This is a genomic window from Zunongwangia endophytica (genome assembly GCF_030409505.1).
Classification (GTDB): Bacteria; Bacteroidota; Bacteroidia; order Flavobacteriales; family Flavobacteriaceae; genus Zunongwangia; species Zunongwangia endophytica.
This window is the reverse complement of sequence record NZ_JAUFPZ010000002.1, coordinates 1,428,532-1,447,130: the sequence shown is the minus strand read 5'-3', so window position 1 is coordinate 1,447,130 and position 18,599 is coordinate 1,428,532. Positions and strand designations below refer to the sequence as shown.

The following is an 18,599-nucleotide window of genomic DNA, read 5'->3' as shown; positions in this document are numbered from 1 at the left end:
TTTTCAGCGGCTTTTTCTATGTATTTAAGAATTTAATTAGAAGTCAAATTCACTGCGATTGTCTCGAGAAAGATCATTTGGCGATTTGTCTTTATGAAAGTTTAGTCTAACCGATATTCCCGCCTGCACTTGCCATCTAGACGGTGTGTCTTTTACATTTGCCAAACCTGCAATATCAAATTGTAAATAATCAGTAACTAAATAAGCCGCTCCTGCGCGAAAAAGATCGTCGGCATATAAATCACCAAAAATGGCTTGATATTCGCCGAAAATGGCAAATTCAGGATTAAAAGCGTGAGTTAGGGTTCCTATAAATTGGTAGCTCGGATAAGTTTCAGTAAACTTTTCAGCAGTAAGGTTCATTACCCAAACCCATCTACCCCAATTGTGCTGAGTAATTAAGGTTACTTGTGGAGTATATTTATTTTCACCTTCAAAACGGTAAGGATTATCATCTTGTATCGTAACATTAGCACCACCGTAAAGGGAAACAGCTGGGATTAGTCTTCTCCAGTCAAATTTCTGATTGGCCTTCCAGCTTTTTAGATTTACTTCGCGACGATTATCTCCGTTTTTATAAGGATCGTAAAGTAATACCTTAGCTCCGATGGTGTTAAATGGAAAATTGCTTCTCTCGTAAATTCGATCTTGGCCTCCCTGCAGTATGCTTGTTTCTTCGTATTGATATCTTCCTTTAATGCTTAGTTCTAGGATATCGGTAAGAAAACCAGCTCTTAGCATATAATTTGCTCCATATAAATCGGTATCTGTCCCAAGAAGATCATGATTATTATTACCAAAGAAACCACCAGCTTCCAACTGATAGACTCCGGTTCCTACGGCAAATGCGCCCTGAGATTGTCCTGGTCGGTTAGAGTTAATAGTTTCAGTGAACTGTGCGTTGCATATGATTGAGTTTGCTAAAAAGGCGAATACAATTGCGGTTAGTTTTTGCATGTAGTAAAGGTTTTTCATTTCAAAGATAAATGAATTTATTTTTTATTTAAGATTGTAGGCTTTCCATTTCTAAGCCTTAATTTTTATTTTTGCTGAAATTAAAATTATATGTTTCAGGCAGATTTTTCCGGAGTGATAAAAACGATACTAATAATTATGTTAGTATACTTCGGGTTTAAAATATTACTGAAGTACTTTGGCCCATTGTTGCTGAAGTATGCAATGCGGAAAATGGGGAGAAAGTTCGAACAGCAATTTAGCCAGCAGTTTGGCGGTGGGCAGCAAAGAACTCAGCAAAATAAAACCGATAAGGAAGGTAAGGTTAGCATTAATAAGAAACCGGGAAATCATCGAAAATCCAACAAAGAAGTAGGGGAGTATATCGATTACGAAGAAATTGATTAATTTCGGGATTCTTAAATAAGACAGTCTCCGCGTTCTGGAGATTAAAAATAATCTTTAAATGGCCAAATTAAAACAGTTTCTTCCGCATATTCTGGTTTTACTGGGATTTGTAATTATTGCGCTTTTTTATTTTAATCCGGTATTAAAAGGGAAGGAAATCTTCCAAAGTGATATTGTTCAGTATATTGGAATGGCCAAAGAACAATCTGACTTTAGAGAGAATACAGGCGAAGAACCGTATTGGACAGATGCTGCTTTCGGAGGCATGCCTACTTATCAACTTGGTGCTTATTATCCACATAATTACGTAAAGAAATTAGATTCTGTACTGCGATTTCTGCCTCGACCTGCAGATTATTTATTTCTGTACTTTATAGGTTTTTATATCTTATTGTTATGTTTAAAAATCGATTATAAACTTGCTTTTTTAGGAGCTATAGCTTTCGGTTTTTCCACTTATTTTATCATAATTTTAGGTGTGGGTCATAATGCTAAGGCGCATGCAATCGCATATATGCCAATGGTCTTGGGCGGAATTATTCTCACTTTCCGACAAAAACTTATTGGAGGCTTTAGTTTGCTGGCGGTGGCTATGGCACTAGAAATTCAGGCGAATCACTTTCAGATGACCTATTATTTATTGCTTTTAGTGATCGTACTCGGGATTGTTTATTTAATCGATGCCTTTAAGAAACAAAAACTTCCGCAGTATTTTAAAGCAATAGGTGTGATGATTGTTGCCGTAGTTTTAGCTATTGGTACGAATGCAACTAATCTAATTGCAACACAAGAATATACCTCACACAGTACGCGAGGTGATACCGGATTGTCTATAACTCCAGACGGAAATGAGAAACCGGAAGCTGGTTTAACTTATGACTATATTACTGAATATAGCTACGGAATTGCAGAAACGTTAGATCTTTTTGTCCCTGGTTTTATGGGAGGTAGCAGTGCCGAAGATGTTGGTGAAGATTCTGAATTATATTCAGAATTAATGAAAATGGGTGCTTCACCTATTCAAGCTAAACAATTTACCGAAAATGCACCAACTTATTGGGGACAGCAACCAATTGTTGCAGGACCTGCCTATATTGGTGCTACCATTTTATTTTTATTCGTCTTCGCATTATTTCTAATTAAAGGGCGATTAAAATGGTGGGTAGCCAGTGGTGCCTTATTGACTTTGATACTTTCCTGGGGTAAAAACTTCGGTTTTTTTACAGAATTTTTTATTGATTATATACCGCTTTATAATAAGTTTAGAGCAGTTTCTTCGATACAGGTGATTGTAGAACTTTGCGTTCCGTTACTGGCAATTGTAGGATTATCGTGCTTATTTGCTAATAAACATACTAAGGAGGAAAAAATTGAAGCTTTAAAATGGAGTACAATAATTACTGCGGGATTAGCATTAATCTTAGTGTTGTTCAATTCAATTCTATTTGATTTTAGTGGCGCACGTGATGGGCAAATTCGTCAGCAATTAGGGATGGATCTAATGAATGCTCTTAAAGAAGATCGCCAATCGATGTTAGTTAGTGATGCTATTCGTAGTTTCATCTTCGTAGCGTTATGCGTATTTTTAATTTGGTTCTATCTTCGGGAAAAAATATCTAAAAAGCTTATCCTTGGTGGTTTTGCCATCTTATTTTTGGCAGATTTAGTGCCTGTAGCGCGTCGTTATGTAAATAATGATGACTTTGTTAATGCTCGCAAAATGGAGCAACCATATCAACCAAATGCGGCAGATCAACAAATTATGCAAGATCAATCAAGATATCGCGTATTTGATCTTAGCGGCGATCCATTAACCAGCTCTAGAGCATCTTACTTTCACAATAGTATCGGTGGATATCACGGTGCGAAACCAGGAAGATTGCAGGATTTATACGATTTTTATATTTCGCAGAATAACATGAAAATATTGAACATGCTAAATGTGAAATATTTCATTATACCTACGGAAGAAGGGGTGCAGGCGCAGCAAAATCAAGGTGTTTATGGGAATGCCTGGTTTGTAAGAGATGTAGAATGGGTTGATGATGCAAATGCTGAAATAGCAGCTTTAAAAGAAACCGATCCGCAAGATGTAGCGGTTATCGATAAGCGATTTAAGAATGACATTAAAATGGATTTTGTTTACGATGAAGTTGGATCTATCGAACTGCAAAGTGAACAACCCAATGAATTAGTGTATAAAACCAATACTTCAATTCGGCAATTAGCTGTCTTTTCTGAAATGTACTACCAACCAGGTTGGCAAGCTTACATAGACGGGAAGAAAGTGGATCATGTTCGTGCAGATTACGTGCTTAGAGCAATGAACATTCCGCAAGGTGAGCATACCGTAACTTTTAAATTCGAGCCACAAGTAATTAAGACGGGCGGAAGCATTGCTTTAGCCAGTACGCTTATTTTAGTAGTGCTGATCGTAGGGGGATTTGTGTTTGCGTATCGCAAAAAAGCTTAGGTTATGAAAAAAGTGCTGATCATTACCTATTACTGGCCTCCAGCTGGTGGTCCTGGCGTTCAGCGATGGTTGAAATTCGTAAAATATCTCCGTGATTTTGGGGTGGAGCCTATAGTTTTTGTTCCAGAAAATCCAAATTATCCGCTTATTGATGAGTCTTTTGAAAAGGAAGTTCCAGAAGATTTAGAAATTATACGTCAGCCGATTTTTGAACCATATAAATTTGCTTCGTTTTTATCGAAGAAGGATACAAAAACGATAAGTTCAGGGATTATTAAAAAGAAAGAAAAGCAAAGCACGGTTCAAAAACTGATGCTTTACATTCGCGGTAATTTTTTTATTCCCGATGCAAGAAGGTTTTGGATAAAACCTTCGGTGAAATTCTTAAAATCTTACCTAGAAAAGTCCAATATTGATACGGTAATCACCACAGGTCCTCCACATAGTTTGCACCTTATAGCTTTGGGTTTAAAAAAGCAATTAAACCTAAATTGGATTGCCGATTTTCGCGATCCGTGGACGCAAATTGGTTATCAAAAAGAATTAAAACTAACCACATCATCTGCAGCAAAACATCAGAAATTAGAAAGGGAAGTTTTAAAAACGGCCGACCAGATTATTACGACGAGTTTTACGACCAAAAAAGAATTTGCTTCAAAAACTATGAAACCCATTACAGTAATCACCAATGGTTTTGATACTGAATTGCAAACCGAATCGAAATTAGATAAATCTTTCAGTATTTCTCATATTGGTTCTTTGTTATCGGGAAGAAACCCTAAGAAACTTTGGGAAGTTTTAGCTGAAATTTCCGAAGAAAATAAAAATTTCCGTAGCGATTTTAAATTGAAACTATATGGCGCGGTAAGTGACGATGTGCTACAAAGTATAAATGAAGTTGGTCTCTCTGATAATTTAGAGCTTGGCGGTTATATAAGTCATCAGCAAGCTTTAGAAGTTCAGAAAACAAGTCAGCTTTTATTGCTCATCGAAATTAATTCCGAAGAAACTAAAGGAATTATCGCCGGGAAATTATTCGAATATTTAGCTGCAAAACGTCCAATATTGGCAATTGGGCCGCCGCACTGGGATGTTGCCCAAATTATTAAAGAAACGACTTCAGGCGAAAGTTTCGAATATCATCAAGATTCGGCCTTAAAAGATTTTATTTTAAGTTCTTATCAAAAATATCGCGAAAACCAACTAATTTCGAATAGCAAATATATTGAGGACTATCAGCGTAAAAGCCTCACTAAAACATTAGCTGAATTGATCAAAAACTAAAGTATGGGCGTAATTATTAACCAGTCGGTCAAAAACATGATGACCACTTATGTGGGGTTTGGGCTTGGCGCGTTAAACACGCTTTTTTTATATACTTATTTTCTCGATCAGCAATATTACGGGCTGGTTAGTTTTCTACTTTCTGCAGCAAATTTAATGTGGCCTTTTATGGCCTTTGGAGTGCATAGTACGATCGTGAAATTCTTCACTAGCTATAAAACCAGAGAAGAGAAGGATAAATTGTTGAATTTGGCACTTTATCTTCCTTTAGGAATTTCTCTAATCTTAGGACTTATTGGGCATTTTACTTATGAATTTTTACTGAATTATTTTTCTGATGGTAATGAGTTGGTAAAACCTTACGTTTGGCTGATCTACCTTTTGGCGGTCGCAACGGCTTATTTTGAAGTATTTTTTGCCTGGGCTAAGATTTATTACAAGAGTGTTTTTGGTAATTTTATGAAAGAAGTGGTTCATAGACTGGGAACCACAATACTATTATTTTCAGTGTATTTTGATTTGCTGCAGGCCGATCATTTTATGTACGGAGTAGGAATAGTTTTCCTAATTCGGTTAATAATTATGGGAAGTTATGCTTTTAAACTGCATCGGCCTTCGTTGAAATTTAGTTTTCCGGCTAACCTATCACGAGTTTTAAAATATACCGCGTTAATTCTCATTGCAGCTTCTGTAGCGACTGCGTTGTTGGATTTAGATAAAGTAATGATCGAATCTTATTTGCCTATAGAAAACGTGGCAATTTATGGAATTGGTATTTATATCGCTACCGTGATTTCTGTACCGCAAAAAGCGATGCATCAAATCACAAATCCTATTACTGCGGAATACTTAAACACTAGAAATTTTAAAAAATTAGAAGATCTTTACAAACGAAGTTCGATAAGCTTGTCGATCGTAAGTGCGCTAATTTTTGTTTTGATTTTAACCAATGTGCACACGCTTTATCGCCTAATTCCTGAAGAATATTCGTTAAGTATTCTAATCGTGCTTTTAATCTCTTTGGTGAAACTGTACGACAATGTTTTGGCAATTAATAACAGTATTCTTTTCAATTCAGATTATTATCGTCTTGTATTAGGGATCGGGGTATTATTGGTCGTATTGGCCTTTGTTCTAAACTTATTTTTTATACCAAGATTTGGTATTGAGGGGGCTGCCGTAGCTTCTTTTATCGCTTTCTTTATTTATAATTCGTCAAAAATCTATTTAGTTTTTCAGAAATTTAAAATGCATCCTTTCACTAAAAAAAGTGTACTACTTTTTGGACTGACTTCAATTTTTACTTTAGCTTTTTATTTCTGGGAATTTCCGTTTCATCCTATTTTTAGCATTGCACTAAAGGGTGGCATTACTGTTCTGCTTTATATTTCAGTAATATATTCTTTAAGACTTTCAGAAGATATAAATGGGATGATTCAAGGTATTTTGTCGAAGCTTAAATAACTTGAGCCAATTCATCTAAAATAGAGTAAAAAGAAAACCCCCGGGCTTGCGCCACAGGGGGTTTTCCAACTAACCAACCAAAAAATTAAATTATGAACTCTAATCTCTAGTTCTCACATTTCGTGCCGAACTTTGAGAACGTGAGGTTTTTCTTGCGTTACTTCTATTGCTAGATCTTGAGCTTCTGGCACTTGTATTTCTACTTCTATTTGTAGCTGCTCTTCTTACTTCTTTTTGCTGCGTTGGACGTTGCGCTTTTACCGTTCTTTGCGATCTGGTATTCGCACTTCTGGTGCTTGCATTACGCTCTCTTTTCACTACAGCTGCTTTTCTTTGATTTGCAGAAGAATTTGAACTTCTGGGAGCGGTTCTTACCGATCGTGAATTTGTACTTCTTCTAGAATTATTATTATTTTCTGAAGCTCGCTTATTGGTGATTCTCGCATTATTTCTAGACCTGCTAGAACTATTATTTACCGTGCCTCTGGAAGTTGAACTTCTTTCATTTCTAGATCCAATAATCGTTTTGTTTCGATTTCTAGAAGAAGTGCTTCTAGTCGATCTATTATTATCCTTTCTTGAAATTTGAGACCTAGTTGCTACCCGATCACTTCTTCTAGAACTAGATCTATTAGATCGCACATCTCTACGCTCAGCAACTCTTCTTCCCCGGTTATAACTTCTTACCTTTTCTCCCGGTCTATGGAAATTTTTATAAGATCTCCTATTGTGATGAGTATTATAATAATTCACATGTTTTACATATGTGATTCTAGAAGGCTGATAATATGCTCTGTATGGGCGATTAAATACCACGCTAAAATTGGCTCTTGGTCTTCTATAGTATCGATGCCAAGGACGATACACATAACCTCTATTATAAGCATTAATATAACCTCTATATCCAGCGATTCTATGGTATGGATCGTATTGAACAAATAGATTTCCTACATTCATTACATATCCATAACGATCGTAATCAATTACAATATCTCCAGCCTGAACAATTCTACCATAATAGTCATAATACACAGGTACTTGCTCTATCTGAATTACCGCACCATAATCATCATATTGTATGTAAGGATCATAATTATAACCGGAGTTAAAACTGATGTTTACATGCGGAACTGATATATTTACAACGCTAGATCTTCTAAATGCAGGATTATAATAAAAGTCGAACTCACCATTCGGATAAATTGAAAATTCAACGCCTCCTTCAATAAAAATGAAGGAATCATTATAGCCATTTCTGAAGTTCGTTTCGTCAGCTTTGGCGATATTCACCAAACCTAGAAACAATATGGAAAATATTAAGGTAAATTTTTTCATGGCGTAAGTTTTTAATTAATACTGAAGTAGTAGCTGGCTACAGCTTAGTAATTACAAAGCGCATGCCAAAAACTAAGAAAGAGCCTTTTAAAGGCTCTTTAGAGAAATTATATATCTTTGGTGAAATGATTTAAAGTATTGAATTATAGATATTTGTGTGTTAATTTTATTTATTTCAGTTTTGATTTTAAATAACCTGCTGTGTAGGAATCTTTATGTTTTGCAACTTGCTCTGGAGTTCCTTGCGTTACAAGATAACCACCATTTTCGCCACCCTCAGCACCTAAATCGATAACAAAATCTGCGCATTTTACTAAATCCATATTATGTTCTATCACAATTACGGTATGGCCTTTATCAATCAGCGCATTAAATGATTTTAATAATTTCTGAATATCATGAAAATGAAGTCCGGTAGTCGGCTCATCAAAAATAAACAGTGCTTTATCTTTTGTGTTTCCCTTTATCAAGAAAGAAGCTAATTTAATACGCTGTGCTTCCCCTCCAGATAGCGTAGAAGAACTTTGTCCTAGTTGAACATATCCTAATCCTACATCTTGTAAAGGTTGCAATTTATTAGCTATTTTATTTTCGTTGTGCATGTCGAAAAAGTCAATAGCATCATCGATGGTCATATTTAAAATATCATCAATGTTTTTTTCATTGAATTTTACTTCAAGAATTTCCTTTTTAAAGCGTTTTCCATCGCAAGCTTCGCATTGCAAATGAACATCAGCCATAAACTGCATTTCGATAGTTACTTCACCTTCACCTTTACAGGTTTCACAGCGGCCGCCATCAACATTAAAAGAAAAATGCTTTGGTTTATAACCTCTAATTTTTGAGATTTTTTGAGATGAAAAAAGATTTCTTACATCATCGTAAGCTTTAATATAAGTTACCGGGTTTGATCTTGAAGATCTACCAATTGGGTTTTGATCTACAAATTCAACTGATTTTAGATTTTTAAAATCTCCTTTAATTCCGCTAAACTGGCCTACCTTTTCACCATAACCGCCAAGTTGTTTCTGTACTGCGGGATAAAGTAATTTTTTTACCAGCGTACTTTTACCACTTCCTGAAACTCCCGTAATCGCGGTAAATATTCCTAATGGAAAAGTAACATCAATATTTTTAAGATTGTTTTCTCTTGCGCCAAGAATATTGATTTCTCGAGTCCATTTTTTTCTTTCTTTAGGAACTTCGATACGTTTTTTATCTGTGAGATATTGCGCGGTAAGTGAATCTGATTTCAGAATTTCTTTCAAGGTTCCTGTTGCTACCACATGACCACCATGCGTACCAGCTTCAGGACCTATATCGATAATTTCGTCGGCTTCTTTCATGATTTCTTCATCATGCTCTACAACAATTACGGTATTCCCTAAATCGCGCAGGTTTTTAAGAACACCTATCAAGCGCTCGCTATCTCTCGGGTGCAAACCAATCGAAGGTTCATCCAAAATATACATGGAGCCTACAAGGCTACTACCTAAAGAAGTTGCCAGATTAATACGTTGAGATTCTCCACCAGAAAGGGTATTCGATTTCCGGTTTAGTGTAAGATAATCTAAGCCTACTTCAGATAAGAATTTAAGTCGGTTATTGATTTCAGTAAGCAGGCGTTTTGCAATTACCTCTTCATATTCGTCCAATTTCAACTCGGCAAAAAAGGCTCTTACTTTATCAAGAGGTTTTACAACCAGTTCAGTAATACTGGTTCCGTTGATCTTTACATATTCTGCTTCTTGTCGCAATCGCTTTCCGTTGCAGGTGGAACATTTTGTTTTTCCGCGGTAACGCGATAACATTACACGATTTTGAATCTTGTAAGCTTTTCGTTCTAAAAAGTCAAAAAACTGATTTAATCCTTCAAAATATTGATTACCGTTCCATACCAAATCTTGTTGCTCCTGAGTTAGTTCGAAATAAGGTTTATGTATCGGAAAATCGAACTTATGAGAATTATTAATCAATTGATCCCGATACCAACTCATACTATCACCACGCCATGGATAAATAGCATTTTCGTAAATAGATAAACCGGTGTTAGGGATTACTAAATCTGCATCAATACCGATTACATCGCCATAACCTTCACATTTTGGACATGCACCGTAAGGATTATTAAAACTGAATAAATGGACGTTGGGTTCCAAGAAATTCATTCCATCAAGCTCAAATTTATTACTGAAGTGATGTAATTTATTATCTGCAAGTGTTTCTACAAATAATTCCCCTTTACCTTCAAAAAACGCTGCTTCGATAGCATCGGCTAATCGATTATAGAAGTCTTCATCATCCTTTTTAATAACACGATCTACGACGAGAGAAGTATTTTCAGGCTTAGCTTTACTTAAATCGGCTTCATCAATTCTAAGAACTTCATCTGCAATTTTAATTCGGCTGTAACCTTGTTGTGCAAGAATTTTAATTTTTTCATCCAAATCTCTTCCTTCTTCCACAAAAATAGGAGCAAGGAGGAGGAGTTTCGTACGATCGGGAAATGCTTTGACGAACTTAATCACATCGGTAACCGAATCTTTTTTTACTTCTCTACCTGATACCGGAGAAAATGTTCTACCGATACGTGCGTAAAGTAATTTTAGATAGTCGTAAATTTCAGTAGAAGTTCCTACGGTAGATCGCGGGTTGGTAGAATTTACCTTCTGTTCGATAGCTATTGCAGGTGCAATTCCTTTAATATAATCGACTTTTGGCTTATTCAGTCTTCCCAGGAATTGGCGCGCATACGAAGATAAACTTTCAACATAACGCCGTTGTCCTTCGGCATATAAAGTATCGAATGCTAAACTGGATTTACCCGAGCCAGAAAGGCCGGTAATCACTACCAGTTTATTACGCGGTATAACAACGTTTATATTTTTAAGATTGTGCAGTTTTGCACCCTTAATAATAATATTTTCTTTGGGGTTTATTTTCTCTAAATCAATATTCATGGTCTCTTTCTAGCAATAAGTATGCAAAGGTACTTAATCTATACCAGTGCGAAAAGCCATTAAAATCCTATAGTATTGTTAAAATTTTAAGCTTTCGTTTGCATTTCTTAAATTTTGTTTATTATATTTGAAGCCAATCTAAAAAACAACGTTGCCTATTAAACACAGTTACTTTTTATCTAAATAACCTATTCTAAGACAGGGTAAATCCCTTTAAAAGTAACTGTATGGAAAAAACTAAGGTAACAGATGCCATTCTTGTTAAAGACTACATTAACGGAAACGAATTGGCCCTCTCAGAACTTATTCATCGTCATCAACAAAGAATTTACAGTTTCATTTATTCTAAGGTATTTGACAAAGATATATCTGAAGATATTTTTCAGGACACATTCATCAAAGTCATCAACACTTTAAAAAAAGGAAAATATAATGAAGAAGGTAAATTTTTACCTTGGGTGATGCGTATTGCACATAATTTAGTGATTGACCACTTTAGAAGAAATAAAAGAATGCCGAAATTTGATAATAGCGGTGATTTCAATATTTTTTCAGTTTTAAGTGATTCAGGATTAAATGCCGAAAAACAAATTATTAAAGATCAGATCGAAACCGATTTGCGCGAAGTAATTAGAGAACTTCCTGAAGACCAATTGGAGGTGCTTACCATGCGTATTTATAAAGAGATGAGTTTTAAAGAAATCTCTGAAAGAACCGGAGTAAGCATTAATACGGCTTTAGGTAGAATGCGATATGCTTTGATAAATCTTAGAAAAATTATAGAAAAGCATAATATGGTTTTAACAAATTAATGATGCAATATTACGTTATGAGTGTCGTTATATAATTGTATAACCATCTTAATAACGTTTTAATGGAGAACATTTACTTTGAAAAACCTTCGAGAGAAGAAAAATCACAACATTTGAAGCCTAAAGAAGAAACCATCAAGTTTCTATTAAACTATTCGAAAGCATTAAAAGTTTTGCCTGGTAAGACTGAAGATTATGAAATGCTTTTAAATTAAAACCTACAGCCTGCTAAGTGCAGGCTTTATTATTGATCAGATTCTAAGAGAATTATCAAAACTTTAAAACTTGTTTTTTCCTAAGCTAGCATATTCGTTTTAAATTAGAAAAAAATAAATTATGAAAGATATAAAACTTGCTATCATTTATTACAGCGCAACCGGTACCAATTATCAAATGTCTAAAGTAGCTGAAGAAGCTGCTAAAGATTTAGGAGTAAAAGAGATTAAATTTTTAAGAGTAGAAGAGACGGTTCCTGAAGAAATTATGAAAGGAAACGAAGATTGGGTGAAGCATTATAATGCGACTAAAGACATTCCAGTAGCTTCTGCCGATGATTTTGATTGGGCCGATGCAATTATATTTTCAGCGCCTACAAGATATGGTAACCTGCCATCACAGTTTAGTAGTTTGATGGATACAACAGGACCATTATGGCAAGAAGGAAAATTAGTCGATAAAGTAGTAAGTGGAATGACAAGTGCTGCAAATCCTCATGGAGGACAAGAAGCTACTCTAATTTCTTTATATAAAGCGATGATGCACTGGGGCGCGGTAATCGCAAATCCTGGATATACAGATCCTGTTATTTTTGAAACCGGTGGTAACCCTTATGGTTTTAGTATGGTAGGCGGAAGTGACCTATCAGAGAAAGATAAGAAAGCAATTGCAGCTCAGGTGAAAAGAGCCGTAAGCTTAGCGTCAAAAATAAAGGCATAGTTTTTAAACTAGATACAAAAAAAACTCCGGAATTTCCGGAGTTTTTTTATTTCTTTTTTTTAGCTAGTTTCTTTTCATAATCTGCCAGAACTGTTTTTCTACCGATAGTTTGAGTAATAATGTCTTTTTCTAGATCCCAACCTCTTGCCGGTGAATATTGGCGGCCATACCAGATTATTTGCAAATGAAGATCATTCCATAAATCTTTTGGAAATAATCGTTTAGCATCTTTTTCAGTTTGGGCAACACTCTTTCCGTTTGATAAATTCCATCGATACATTAGTCGCTGAATATGAGTATCGACGGGAAACGCAGGTACATTAAATGCCTGCGCCATTACTACACTAGCTGTTTTGTGACCAACAGCAGGAAGACTTTCCAAAGCTTCAATATCTGCCGGTACCTGCCCATTATATTTATCTAGTAATATTTCAGAAAGACCATGAATACCTTTTGACTTCCTAGGTGATAATCCACAAGGTTTTATGATCTCTCTAATTTCTTCAACGCTTAATTTCACCATTTTTTGCGGTGTATCGGCAACTTCAAATAAAAGCGGTGTAATTTGATTTACCTTCACATCTGTACTTTGTGCAGAAAGTAAAACAGCAATTAATAAGGTATAAGGATCTTTATGATCTAAAGGAATAGGAATTTCAGGATAAATATTTTGTAAAGTGTCAATTACAAATTGCACTTTTTGCTGTTTGTTCATAAAGCTTTAATTTTATGCAAAAATAAGAATTATGACGAGATTAAAAGCCGGAGATAAAGCACCAGATTTTGCAGTAGAAGATCAAGATGGAAACTTAGTTAAGCTTTCTGATTTTAAAGGAAAGAAACTAGTATTATTTTTCTATCCAAAAGCAAGTACACCAGGATGTACTGCAGAGGCATGCAACCTGAGGGACAATTGGGAAGTATTTGAAAAAGAAGGTTATTCAATCTTAGGGGTTAGTGCAGATTCTAAACGTAGACAAACCAATTTTAAAGCGAAAAATGAACTTCCGTTTCCGTTACTAGCAGACGAGGAGAAAGAAGTTATTAATGCCTACGGAGTTTGGGGACCTAAAAAGTTTATGGGGAAAGAATACGACGGTATTCATAGAACTACTTTCGTTATCGATGAAGAAGGTAATATAGAAGAAGTTATTGGAAAGGTGAAAACCAAAGATCACGCTGCCCAAATTCTATAATTTCTGAATAACATAAATAGCTAAGCCTGCTAATATTGTAAAATTTTAGCGGGCTTTTTTAATCTTCAGAATAGAAATCTACATCGTAAATTTTCGCAATACTATCGCAATTTTCCACTTTAAATTGAATCGGTTTTTTGGTCGTTTCTCCTGAAATTAGATAAATATTACACGAATCTTTATCTGTAATACTTTCTTTAAAGTGTACGTCACCATCTTCTAATATCGCTGAAACATTACTAGTGTCAATACTATTTTTAGAAAAGAAGCTTATTGCTTTTTTATCAAATTGGCGTTCTTTGGTTCTAATATTTTTAAGCGTTCGGGCATTCGGAAAGTAGGAACAACTGGTTTTTTTTCCGCTTAAAAAGAAAATGAGAATAACAATTCCCATAAAAAGTCCGACAGAAAAATATCCTAGACGCTGAAATAGATTCATATAAATTAACTAAAATAAACGTTGATTGCTAGAAAATCAGGAGGTTAATATCCCGATACGTAAGATCAAACCAATCTGCAATAGATTTATTGGTTAAAACTCCGTGGTAAAAGTACAAACCATTTCGCAATCCGCGGTCAAAACGTAGCGTGTTTTCTAATCCGCCTTCTTCTCCAATGTGCAATAGGTATGGTGTAAAAATGTTGCTTAAAGAAAGCGAACTTGATCTAGCATAGCGAGAAGGAATATTTGGTACGCAATAATGAATTACTTCATGCTTGGTGAAAATTGGTTTTTCGTGACTGGTAATCTCGCTAGTCTCAATACAACCACCAACATCGATACTTACATCGATAGCCACTGCACCTCGTTTCATAGAAGCGACCATTTCATCGGTTACTAACACCGGTGAGCGATTATTACCGCGTACAGCTCCAATAAGTACATCACAACGTTTTAGCGCTTTACTTAGATTTTTTGGCTGAATCGTACTTGTATAAAAAGTACATCCTAATGAAGATTGTAGATTTCTTAACTTGGTAATGGAACTATCGAACACTTTAATATTCGCACCTAGACCAATAGCCGATCTGGCTGCGAATTGTCCCACTGTACCAGCACCTAAAATAACCACTTCAACAGGAGGTACGCCACTTATATTCCCAAATAGAAGTCCGTTACCATCTCCGTTATTACTCATAATTTCTGAAGCGATAAGAACAGATGCTGTCCCAGTAATTTCACTTAAAGCTCTAACGATTGGATAGCTGCCATCACTATCTTTAATAAATTCGAAGCCAAGAGCTGTTATTCTTTTGGAAGCTAATTTTTGAAAGTATTCTTTACTCTGAGTTTTTATCTGAAGCGCAGAAATTAGAATAGTTTGCGGATTCATCATCTCCAGTTCTGAGATGGATGGTGGTTCTACTTTAAGAATAGTAGGACAAGAGAATACTTTTTGGGTGTCTTTTGTGATTTCGGCACCCGCGTCAGAGTAGTCTTTGTCGCTGAAGTTGGCATAGTTCCCAGCTCCAGATTCTATCATTACCCGGTGCCCATGAGCAGTAATTGCTTGAACGGCATCCGGACTCAGGCAAATTCGTTTTTCTTGATAAGAGGTTTCCTTAGGAATTCCTATAAATAGTTCTCCTTTATTTTTATAAATTTCAAGTTTTTCTTCTTGAGGTATAAGCTCTTCTTTGGTAAAAGGAGAAACCTGTTCATTCATAATTTTCTTTTCAGCTGGTTAGGAAAATTTAAATTACAATTATTTTTGAAATAGCAAGAATGGATTATCTAAAGTTTAGCGTAATAATCTTCATCGGTGTCTGAAGAATTTTTCACATCATCCATTTCTTCCAGATCCTTTTCAGACGTAGCAGAAAAAACTGAAATATTGGTTTCTTCAATTTCGCTCAAATCTATGCCATAAATCTTATCGAATATCTTTATTCGAATTAAGTAGACAATGCAGATAATTATAATAAAGAATGGTGCTAAATAGATTAATTGATTAGTATCCATTGGTTTTACGTCCATATACATATCTTGGTATAACGCTGTAATTAATTGATATCCGTACATGATTGTTGGAACTAATATTACATGATACCACCAATGTTTACAAGTGAAAAACCAAATTAGTAATAAAAATAGTGGAGTTATCTTTCCCAGATAAGTCCACATTGCAGTCATTACGTTTAAATAGTATTTACTTTCATAACTAAATAAAAAATTTTCCCAAACAGGACCGTCTGGGAAAATTTCATATAAATAAAATAAATAAGGTGAAAATGCTATTAATAAAGCAATAATACTACCCGTTAACAGGAATCCTGATCGTTGTCCTATCAACCGCTTGCTTTTTGATTGGGTCATTTGCTTGGTCGTTATCAGTTGTTGAAGTTACGAAAATTGATGCTCCAAAAATAGCTGCTCCGAATAATAATGCTTTTAATTTCATAATAGTTGGTTTTGTTCTTAATAATATTTTTAAATCGTATTTCGTTTTGTTTCTGATACAAACGTACTACGAGATAACCTTCTATTAGTAAATACATTAATCGTACTTTTGCCGCTTTTTATCGGATTTATGGCTTTTCGTTAAATTCTTATAGATTTATATATTTTTAACTGTTATGCTTAAAATAAAAAAGAATGCACAATTTTATATTTTATAGTTTTTGACAAAAATACAAAAATTGCTAATCCAGATTGCACAAAAAAACTAATGGATTTAAACTCTTTTCACATTTCATTAACTCAACTTTAACAATCTGTACTCTATATCTAATTTCTCCAAGATCAAATTTTGATGATTTTCGGGCAAAAGATTTTTAATTTTCTGCGGCCATTCAATAAATTTCCACCCTTGTTGTTCTAAATAATCATCAAAACCGATATCATAAGCTTCATTTTCATCTTCTATTCGATAGAAATCGAAATGAAAAATAGTTTCTTTTTCAGATTTGTATTCGTTCACTAAAGAAAATGTAGGACTGGATACCCGATCTTCAATATTTAGCTTTTCTACGAGCTTTTTAATGAGTGTGGTCTTTCCTGCGCCCATTTCTCCGTAGAAGAGAATCGTTTTACTAGTTGTGTTTTTCAGAATGAATTCAATAGCTTTATCGATCTCCGATAAACTGTATTTAAACTCCATTTTAACAATTATTTAATTGTGTAAATATACCAAAAAACCCGATAGAGACTATCAGGTTTAATTTGGTGTATAAATTAGCATTATTTCTTTTAGAATTCCTTCACATTTTATTTTGGCGAAAGCACCGCAAAAGGTATGATCATTTCCTCTAAAGAGACCCCACCATGTTGATAGGTGTTTCTAAAATAACTTACGTAATGGTTGTAATTATTTGGGTATGCAAAGAATAAATCTCCTTTCGCAAAAATAAAGGAACTACTCATATTTAGTGTTGGCAGGTGCAAAGCTTTGGGTTCTTTGGCCGCAAGCACATCTTTTTTCTCGTAGGTAAGACTCTTACCCGTCTTATATCTCAGGTTTAAACTAGTGTTCTTATCACCGATCACCTTACTTGGATTTTTAACGTTGATCGTACCGTGATCTGTTGTGATAATTAATTTAAATCCTAATTGTTGCGCCTGTTGAATAATTTCTAATAAAGGAGAATTTTTAAACCAGCTTTCAGTTAATGAACGGTACGATTTATCATTAGAAGCTAACTCTTTTATTACTTCCATTTCAGTTTTAGAATGAGAAAGCATATCTACAAAATTGTAAACAACGACGGTTAAATCGTTATTTTTTTGAGTTTTGAAGTTTTCAACTAGTTTTCTACCCGCCTTCAGATTACTGATTTTGTGATATTCGTGTTTGAAATCTTTTCCTAAACGTTTTAATTGTTCGGTTAGAAATTCATTTTCAAAATTATTTTTTCCGCCTTCATCAGTATCGTTCTTCCAGTATTGTGGATAGAGTTTTTCCATTTCACTAGGCATCAATCCAGAGAAAATAGCATTACGAGCGTATTGCGTTGCAGTAGGTAAAATACTACAAAATGGCTGTTCTTTCTCTTTTTTATAATAATTCGCTATTATTGGCTCAAATGCTTTCCACTGGTCGTAACGTAAATTATCGATCACTACCAGTAAAGTAGGTTGTTCCTTATTAATTTCAGGAAGTATGTTTCTTTTAAATAATGTATGAGACATTGTAGGCGCCTCTGCATTGTCTTTAAACCATTCAGGATAATTTTTATCGATGAATTTGCAAAACTGATTGTTAGCTTCCTGTTTTTGTGTTTCAAGAATTTCGAACATGCTGCTATCTTCAATATTTTCTAATTGAAGTTCCCAGTAAATTAGACGTTGGTACATATCTGTCCAATCTTCATAGGTATTCACATTCATTAAATCCATTGCAATTTTTCTGAATTCCTGCTGATAGTTCGAAGTAGTTTTTTCAGAAATAAGTCTCGAATGATCTAAATTCTTCTTTATGGAAAGTAGAATCTGATTTGGATTTACTGGCTTGATAAGATAGTCTGCTATCTTAGAGCCTATAGCTTCTTCCATTATATATTCTTCCTCACTTTTCGTGATCATTACTATAGGAAGGTTTCCTTGTTTTTCTTTAATTTCAGATAAGGTTTCTAAACCGGTTAAACCTGGCATATTTTCATCTAGAAAAACGATATCAAAGCGATCTTCGTCGATTTTATCGATTGCTTCAGTACCACTTTGGCAAGTGGACACTTCGTAATTTTTAGATTCCAGGAATAAAATATGTGGTTTTAAAAGGTCGATCTCATCGTCAACCCATAGTATTTTGATATTATTCATGCTTGATTAATTTATAAG

18 protein-coding genes are annotated in these 18,599 nt (G+C 34.7%); 8 read left to right on the top strand and 10 right to left on the bottom strand.

Annotation, left to right across the window (positions count from 1 at the left end):
- Positions 1 to 36: 36 nt before the first annotated feature.
- Positions 37 to 957 (bottom strand): transporter, encoded by a 921-nt coding sequence (locus QWY91_RS06440; protein ID WP_290232782.1) that lies wholly within the window; start codon positions 955 to 957, stop codon positions 37 to 39.
- A 108-nt stretch (positions 958 to 1,065) separates the two neighbouring features.
- Here QWY91_RS06440 and QWY91_RS06435 point away from each other — a divergent pair, with 108 nt between their 5' ends.
- The 4 genes from QWY91_RS06435 to QWY91_RS06420 are packed head-to-tail and all read left to right on the top strand — an operon-like array spanning position 1,066 to position 6,583.
- Positions 1,066 to 1,362, top strand: coding sequence for a DUF4834 family protein (locus QWY91_RS06435; RefSeq protein WP_290232779.1), 297 nt, complete (start codon positions 1,066 to 1,068; stop codon positions 1,360 to 1,362).
- Between the two features lie 58 nt (positions 1,363 to 1,420).
- A complete protein-coding gene (locus tag QWY91_RS06430) occupies positions 1,421 to 3,835 on the top strand; it encodes a YfhO family protein (protein WP_290232777.1) in 2,415 nt (804 codons plus the stop codon).
- A 3-nt stretch (positions 3,836 to 3,838) separates the two neighbouring features.
- On the top strand, positions 3,839 to 5,119 hold the full coding sequence (locus QWY91_RS06425) for a glycosyltransferase family 4 protein (RefSeq protein ID WP_290232774.1): 1,281 nt from the start codon (positions 3,839 to 3,841) through the stop codon (positions 5,117 to 5,119).
- A gap of 3 nt (positions 5,120 to 5,122) precedes the next feature.
- Positions 5,123 to 6,583 (top strand): lipopolysaccharide biosynthesis protein, encoded by a 1,461-nt coding sequence (locus QWY91_RS06420; protein ID WP_290232771.1) that lies wholly within the window; start codon positions 5,123 to 5,125, stop codon positions 6,581 to 6,583.
- Between the two features lie 99 nt (positions 6,584 to 6,682).
- Here the strand turns inward: QWY91_RS06420 and QWY91_RS06415 are convergent, their stop codons facing one another.
- A complete protein-coding gene (locus QWY91_RS06415; protein WP_290232770.1) occupies positions 6,683 to 7,918 on the bottom strand; it encodes a hypothetical protein in 1,236 nt (411 codons plus the stop codon).
- Between the two features lie 170 nt (positions 7,919 to 8,088).
- Positions 8,089 to 10,878, bottom strand: coding sequence for an excinuclease ABC subunit UvrA (uvrA, locus tag QWY91_RS06410; protein WP_290232765.1), 2,790 nt, complete (start codon positions 10,876 to 10,878; stop codon positions 8,089 to 8,091).
- 227 nt (positions 10,879 to 11,105) lie between these two features.
- Here uvrA and QWY91_RS06405 point away from each other — a divergent pair, with 227 nt between their 5' ends.
- The 3 genes from QWY91_RS06405 (at position 11,106) to wrbA (ending at position 12,626) form a co-directional block, all read left to right on the top strand.
- Entirely contained in the window at positions 11,106 to 11,690 is a 585-nt protein-coding gene (locus tag QWY91_RS06405; RefSeq protein ID WP_270063993.1) for an RNA polymerase sigma factor, read from the top strand.
- Between the two features lie 62 nt (positions 11,691 to 11,752).
- Positions 11,753 to 11,905: a hypothetical protein gene (locus QWY91_RS06400; protein WP_290232763.1), complete on the top strand. Its 153-nt coding sequence runs from the start codon at positions 11,753 to 11,755 to the stop codon at positions 11,903 to 11,905.
- 121 nt (positions 11,906 to 12,026) lie between these two features.
- A complete protein-coding gene (gene wrbA / locus QWY91_RS06395; protein ID WP_290232762.1) occupies positions 12,027 to 12,626 on the top strand; it encodes an NAD(P)H:quinone oxidoreductase in 600 nt (199 codons plus the stop codon).
- A 46-nt stretch (positions 12,627 to 12,672) separates the two neighbouring features.
- Here the strand turns inward: wrbA and QWY91_RS06390 are convergent, their stop codons facing one another.
- Complete coding sequence (locus tag QWY91_RS06390) at positions 12,673 to 13,341, bottom strand: endonuclease III domain-containing protein (protein WP_290232760.1); 669 nt, start codon at positions 13,339 to 13,341, stop codon at positions 12,673 to 12,675.
- A gap of 31 nt (positions 13,342 to 13,372) precedes the next feature.
- On the opposite strand from QWY91_RS06390, the gene bcp reads away from it, so the two are divergent.
- The gene (gene bcp, locus QWY91_RS06385; protein WP_290232757.1) at positions 13,373 to 13,822 is read left to right on the top strand and encodes a thioredoxin-dependent thiol peroxidase; all 450 of its coding nucleotides are present in this window, start codon (positions 13,373 to 13,375) and stop codon (positions 13,820 to 13,822) included.
- A 58-nt stretch (positions 13,823 to 13,880) separates the two neighbouring features.
- Here bcp and QWY91_RS06380 read toward each other — a convergent pair whose 3' ends face one another.
- From QWY91_RS06380 to porX, 6 genes are all read right to left on the bottom strand, one after another.
- Positions 13,881 to 14,261 carry a hypothetical protein gene (locus QWY91_RS06380; protein ID WP_290232755.1) on the bottom strand — a complete coding sequence of 127 codons (381 nt, stop codon included), beginning with the start codon at positions 14,259 to 14,261 and terminating at the stop codon, positions 13,881 to 13,883.
- A 28-nt stretch (positions 14,262 to 14,289) separates the two neighbouring features.
- Positions 14,290 to 15,489, bottom strand: coding sequence for an alanine dehydrogenase (locus tag QWY91_RS06375; protein ID WP_290232753.1), 1,200 nt, complete (start codon positions 15,487 to 15,489; stop codon positions 14,290 to 14,292).
- Between the two features lie 68 nt (positions 15,490 to 15,557).
- Entirely contained in the window at positions 15,558 to 16,115 is a 558-nt protein-coding gene (locus QWY91_RS06370; RefSeq protein WP_290232750.1) for a hypothetical protein, read from the bottom strand.
- Positions 16,078 to 16,224 carry a hypothetical protein gene (locus QWY91_RS06365; RefSeq protein WP_270064001.1) on the bottom strand — a complete coding sequence of 49 codons (147 nt, stop codon included), beginning with the start codon at positions 16,222 to 16,224 and terminating at the stop codon, positions 16,078 to 16,080. Before QWY91_RS06365 ends, QWY91_RS06370 begins: the two co-directional genes overlap by 38 nt.
- Before the next feature lie 294 nt (positions 16,225 to 16,518).
- The gene (gene tsaE / locus QWY91_RS06360) at positions 16,519 to 16,923 is read right to left on the bottom strand and encodes a tRNA (adenosine(37)-N6)-threonylcarbamoyltransferase complex ATPase subunit type 1 TsaE (RefSeq protein WP_290232743.1); all 405 of its coding nucleotides are present in this window, start codon (positions 16,921 to 16,923) and stop codon (positions 16,519 to 16,521) included.
- Between the two features lie 107 nt (positions 16,924 to 17,030).
- Entirely contained in the window at positions 17,031 to 18,581 is a 1,551-nt protein-coding gene (gene porX, locus QWY91_RS06355; protein ID WP_290232741.1) for a T9SS response regulator signal transducer PorX, read from the bottom strand.
- Positions 18,582 to 18,599 lie beyond the last annotated feature (18 nt).

Excerpts from the sequence above, each read along its gene's own strand:
- QWY91_RS06435 (WP_290232779.1), top strand. The coding sequence starts at position 1,066 with ATGTTTCAGGCAGATTTTTCCGGAGTGATAAAAACGATACTAATAATT.
- QWY91_RS06420 (WP_290232771.1), top strand. The coding sequence starts at position 5,123 with ATGGGCGTAATTATTAACCAGTCGGTCAAAAACATGATGACCACTTAT.
- porX (WP_290232741.1), bottom strand. The coding sequence starts at position 18,581 with ATGAATAATATCAAAATACTATGGGTTGACGATGAGATCGACCTTTTA.
- QWY91_RS06400 (WP_290232763.1), top strand. The coding sequence starts at position 11,753 with ATGGAGAACATTTACTTTGAAAAACCTTCGAGAGAAGAAAAATCACAA.
- QWY91_RS06425 (WP_290232774.1), top strand. The coding sequence starts at position 3,839 with ATGAAAAAAGTGCTGATCATTACCTATTACTGGCCTCCAGCTGGTGGT.
- QWY91_RS06365 (WP_270064001.1), bottom strand. The coding sequence starts at position 16,224 with ATGAAATTAAAAGCATTATTATTCGGAGCAGCTATTTTTGGAGCATCA.
- uvrA (WP_290232765.1), bottom strand. The coding sequence starts at position 10,878 with ATGAATATTGATTTAGAGAAAATAAACCCCAAAGAAAATATTATTATT.
- QWY91_RS06405 (WP_270063993.1), top strand. The coding sequence starts at position 11,106 with ATGGAAAAAACTAAGGTAACAGATGCCATTCTTGTTAAAGACTACATT.
- bcp (WP_290232757.1), top strand. The coding sequence starts at position 13,373 with ATGACGAGATTAAAAGCCGGAGATAAAGCACCAGATTTTGCAGTAGAA.
- QWY91_RS06375 (WP_290232753.1), bottom strand. The coding sequence starts at position 15,489 with ATGAATGAACAGGTTTCTCCTTTTACCAAAGAAGAGCTTATACCTCAA.
- QWY91_RS06390 (WP_290232760.1), bottom strand. The coding sequence starts at position 13,341 with ATGAACAAACAGCAAAAAGTGCAATTTGTAATTGACACTTTACAAAAT.
- QWY91_RS06415 (WP_290232770.1), bottom strand. The coding sequence starts at position 7,918 with ATGAAAAAATTTACCTTAATATTTTCCATATTGTTTCTAGGTTTGGTG.
- QWY91_RS06440 (WP_290232782.1), bottom strand. The coding sequence starts at position 957 with ATGCAAAAACTAACCGCAATTGTATTCGCCTTTTTAGCAAACTCAATC.
- QWY91_RS06380 (WP_290232755.1), bottom strand. The coding sequence starts at position 14,261 with ATGAATCTATTTCAGCGTCTAGGATATTTTTCTGTCGGACTTTTTATG.
- wrbA (WP_290232762.1), top strand. The coding sequence starts at position 12,027 with ATGAAAGATATAAAACTTGCTATCATTTATTACAGCGCAACCGGTACC.
- tsaE (WP_290232743.1), bottom strand. The coding sequence starts at position 16,923 with ATGGAGTTTAAATACAGTTTATCGGAGATCGATAAAGCTATTGAATTC.
- QWY91_RS06430 (WP_290232777.1), top strand. The coding sequence starts at position 1,421 with ATGGCCAAATTAAAACAGTTTCTTCCGCATATTCTGGTTTTACTGGGA.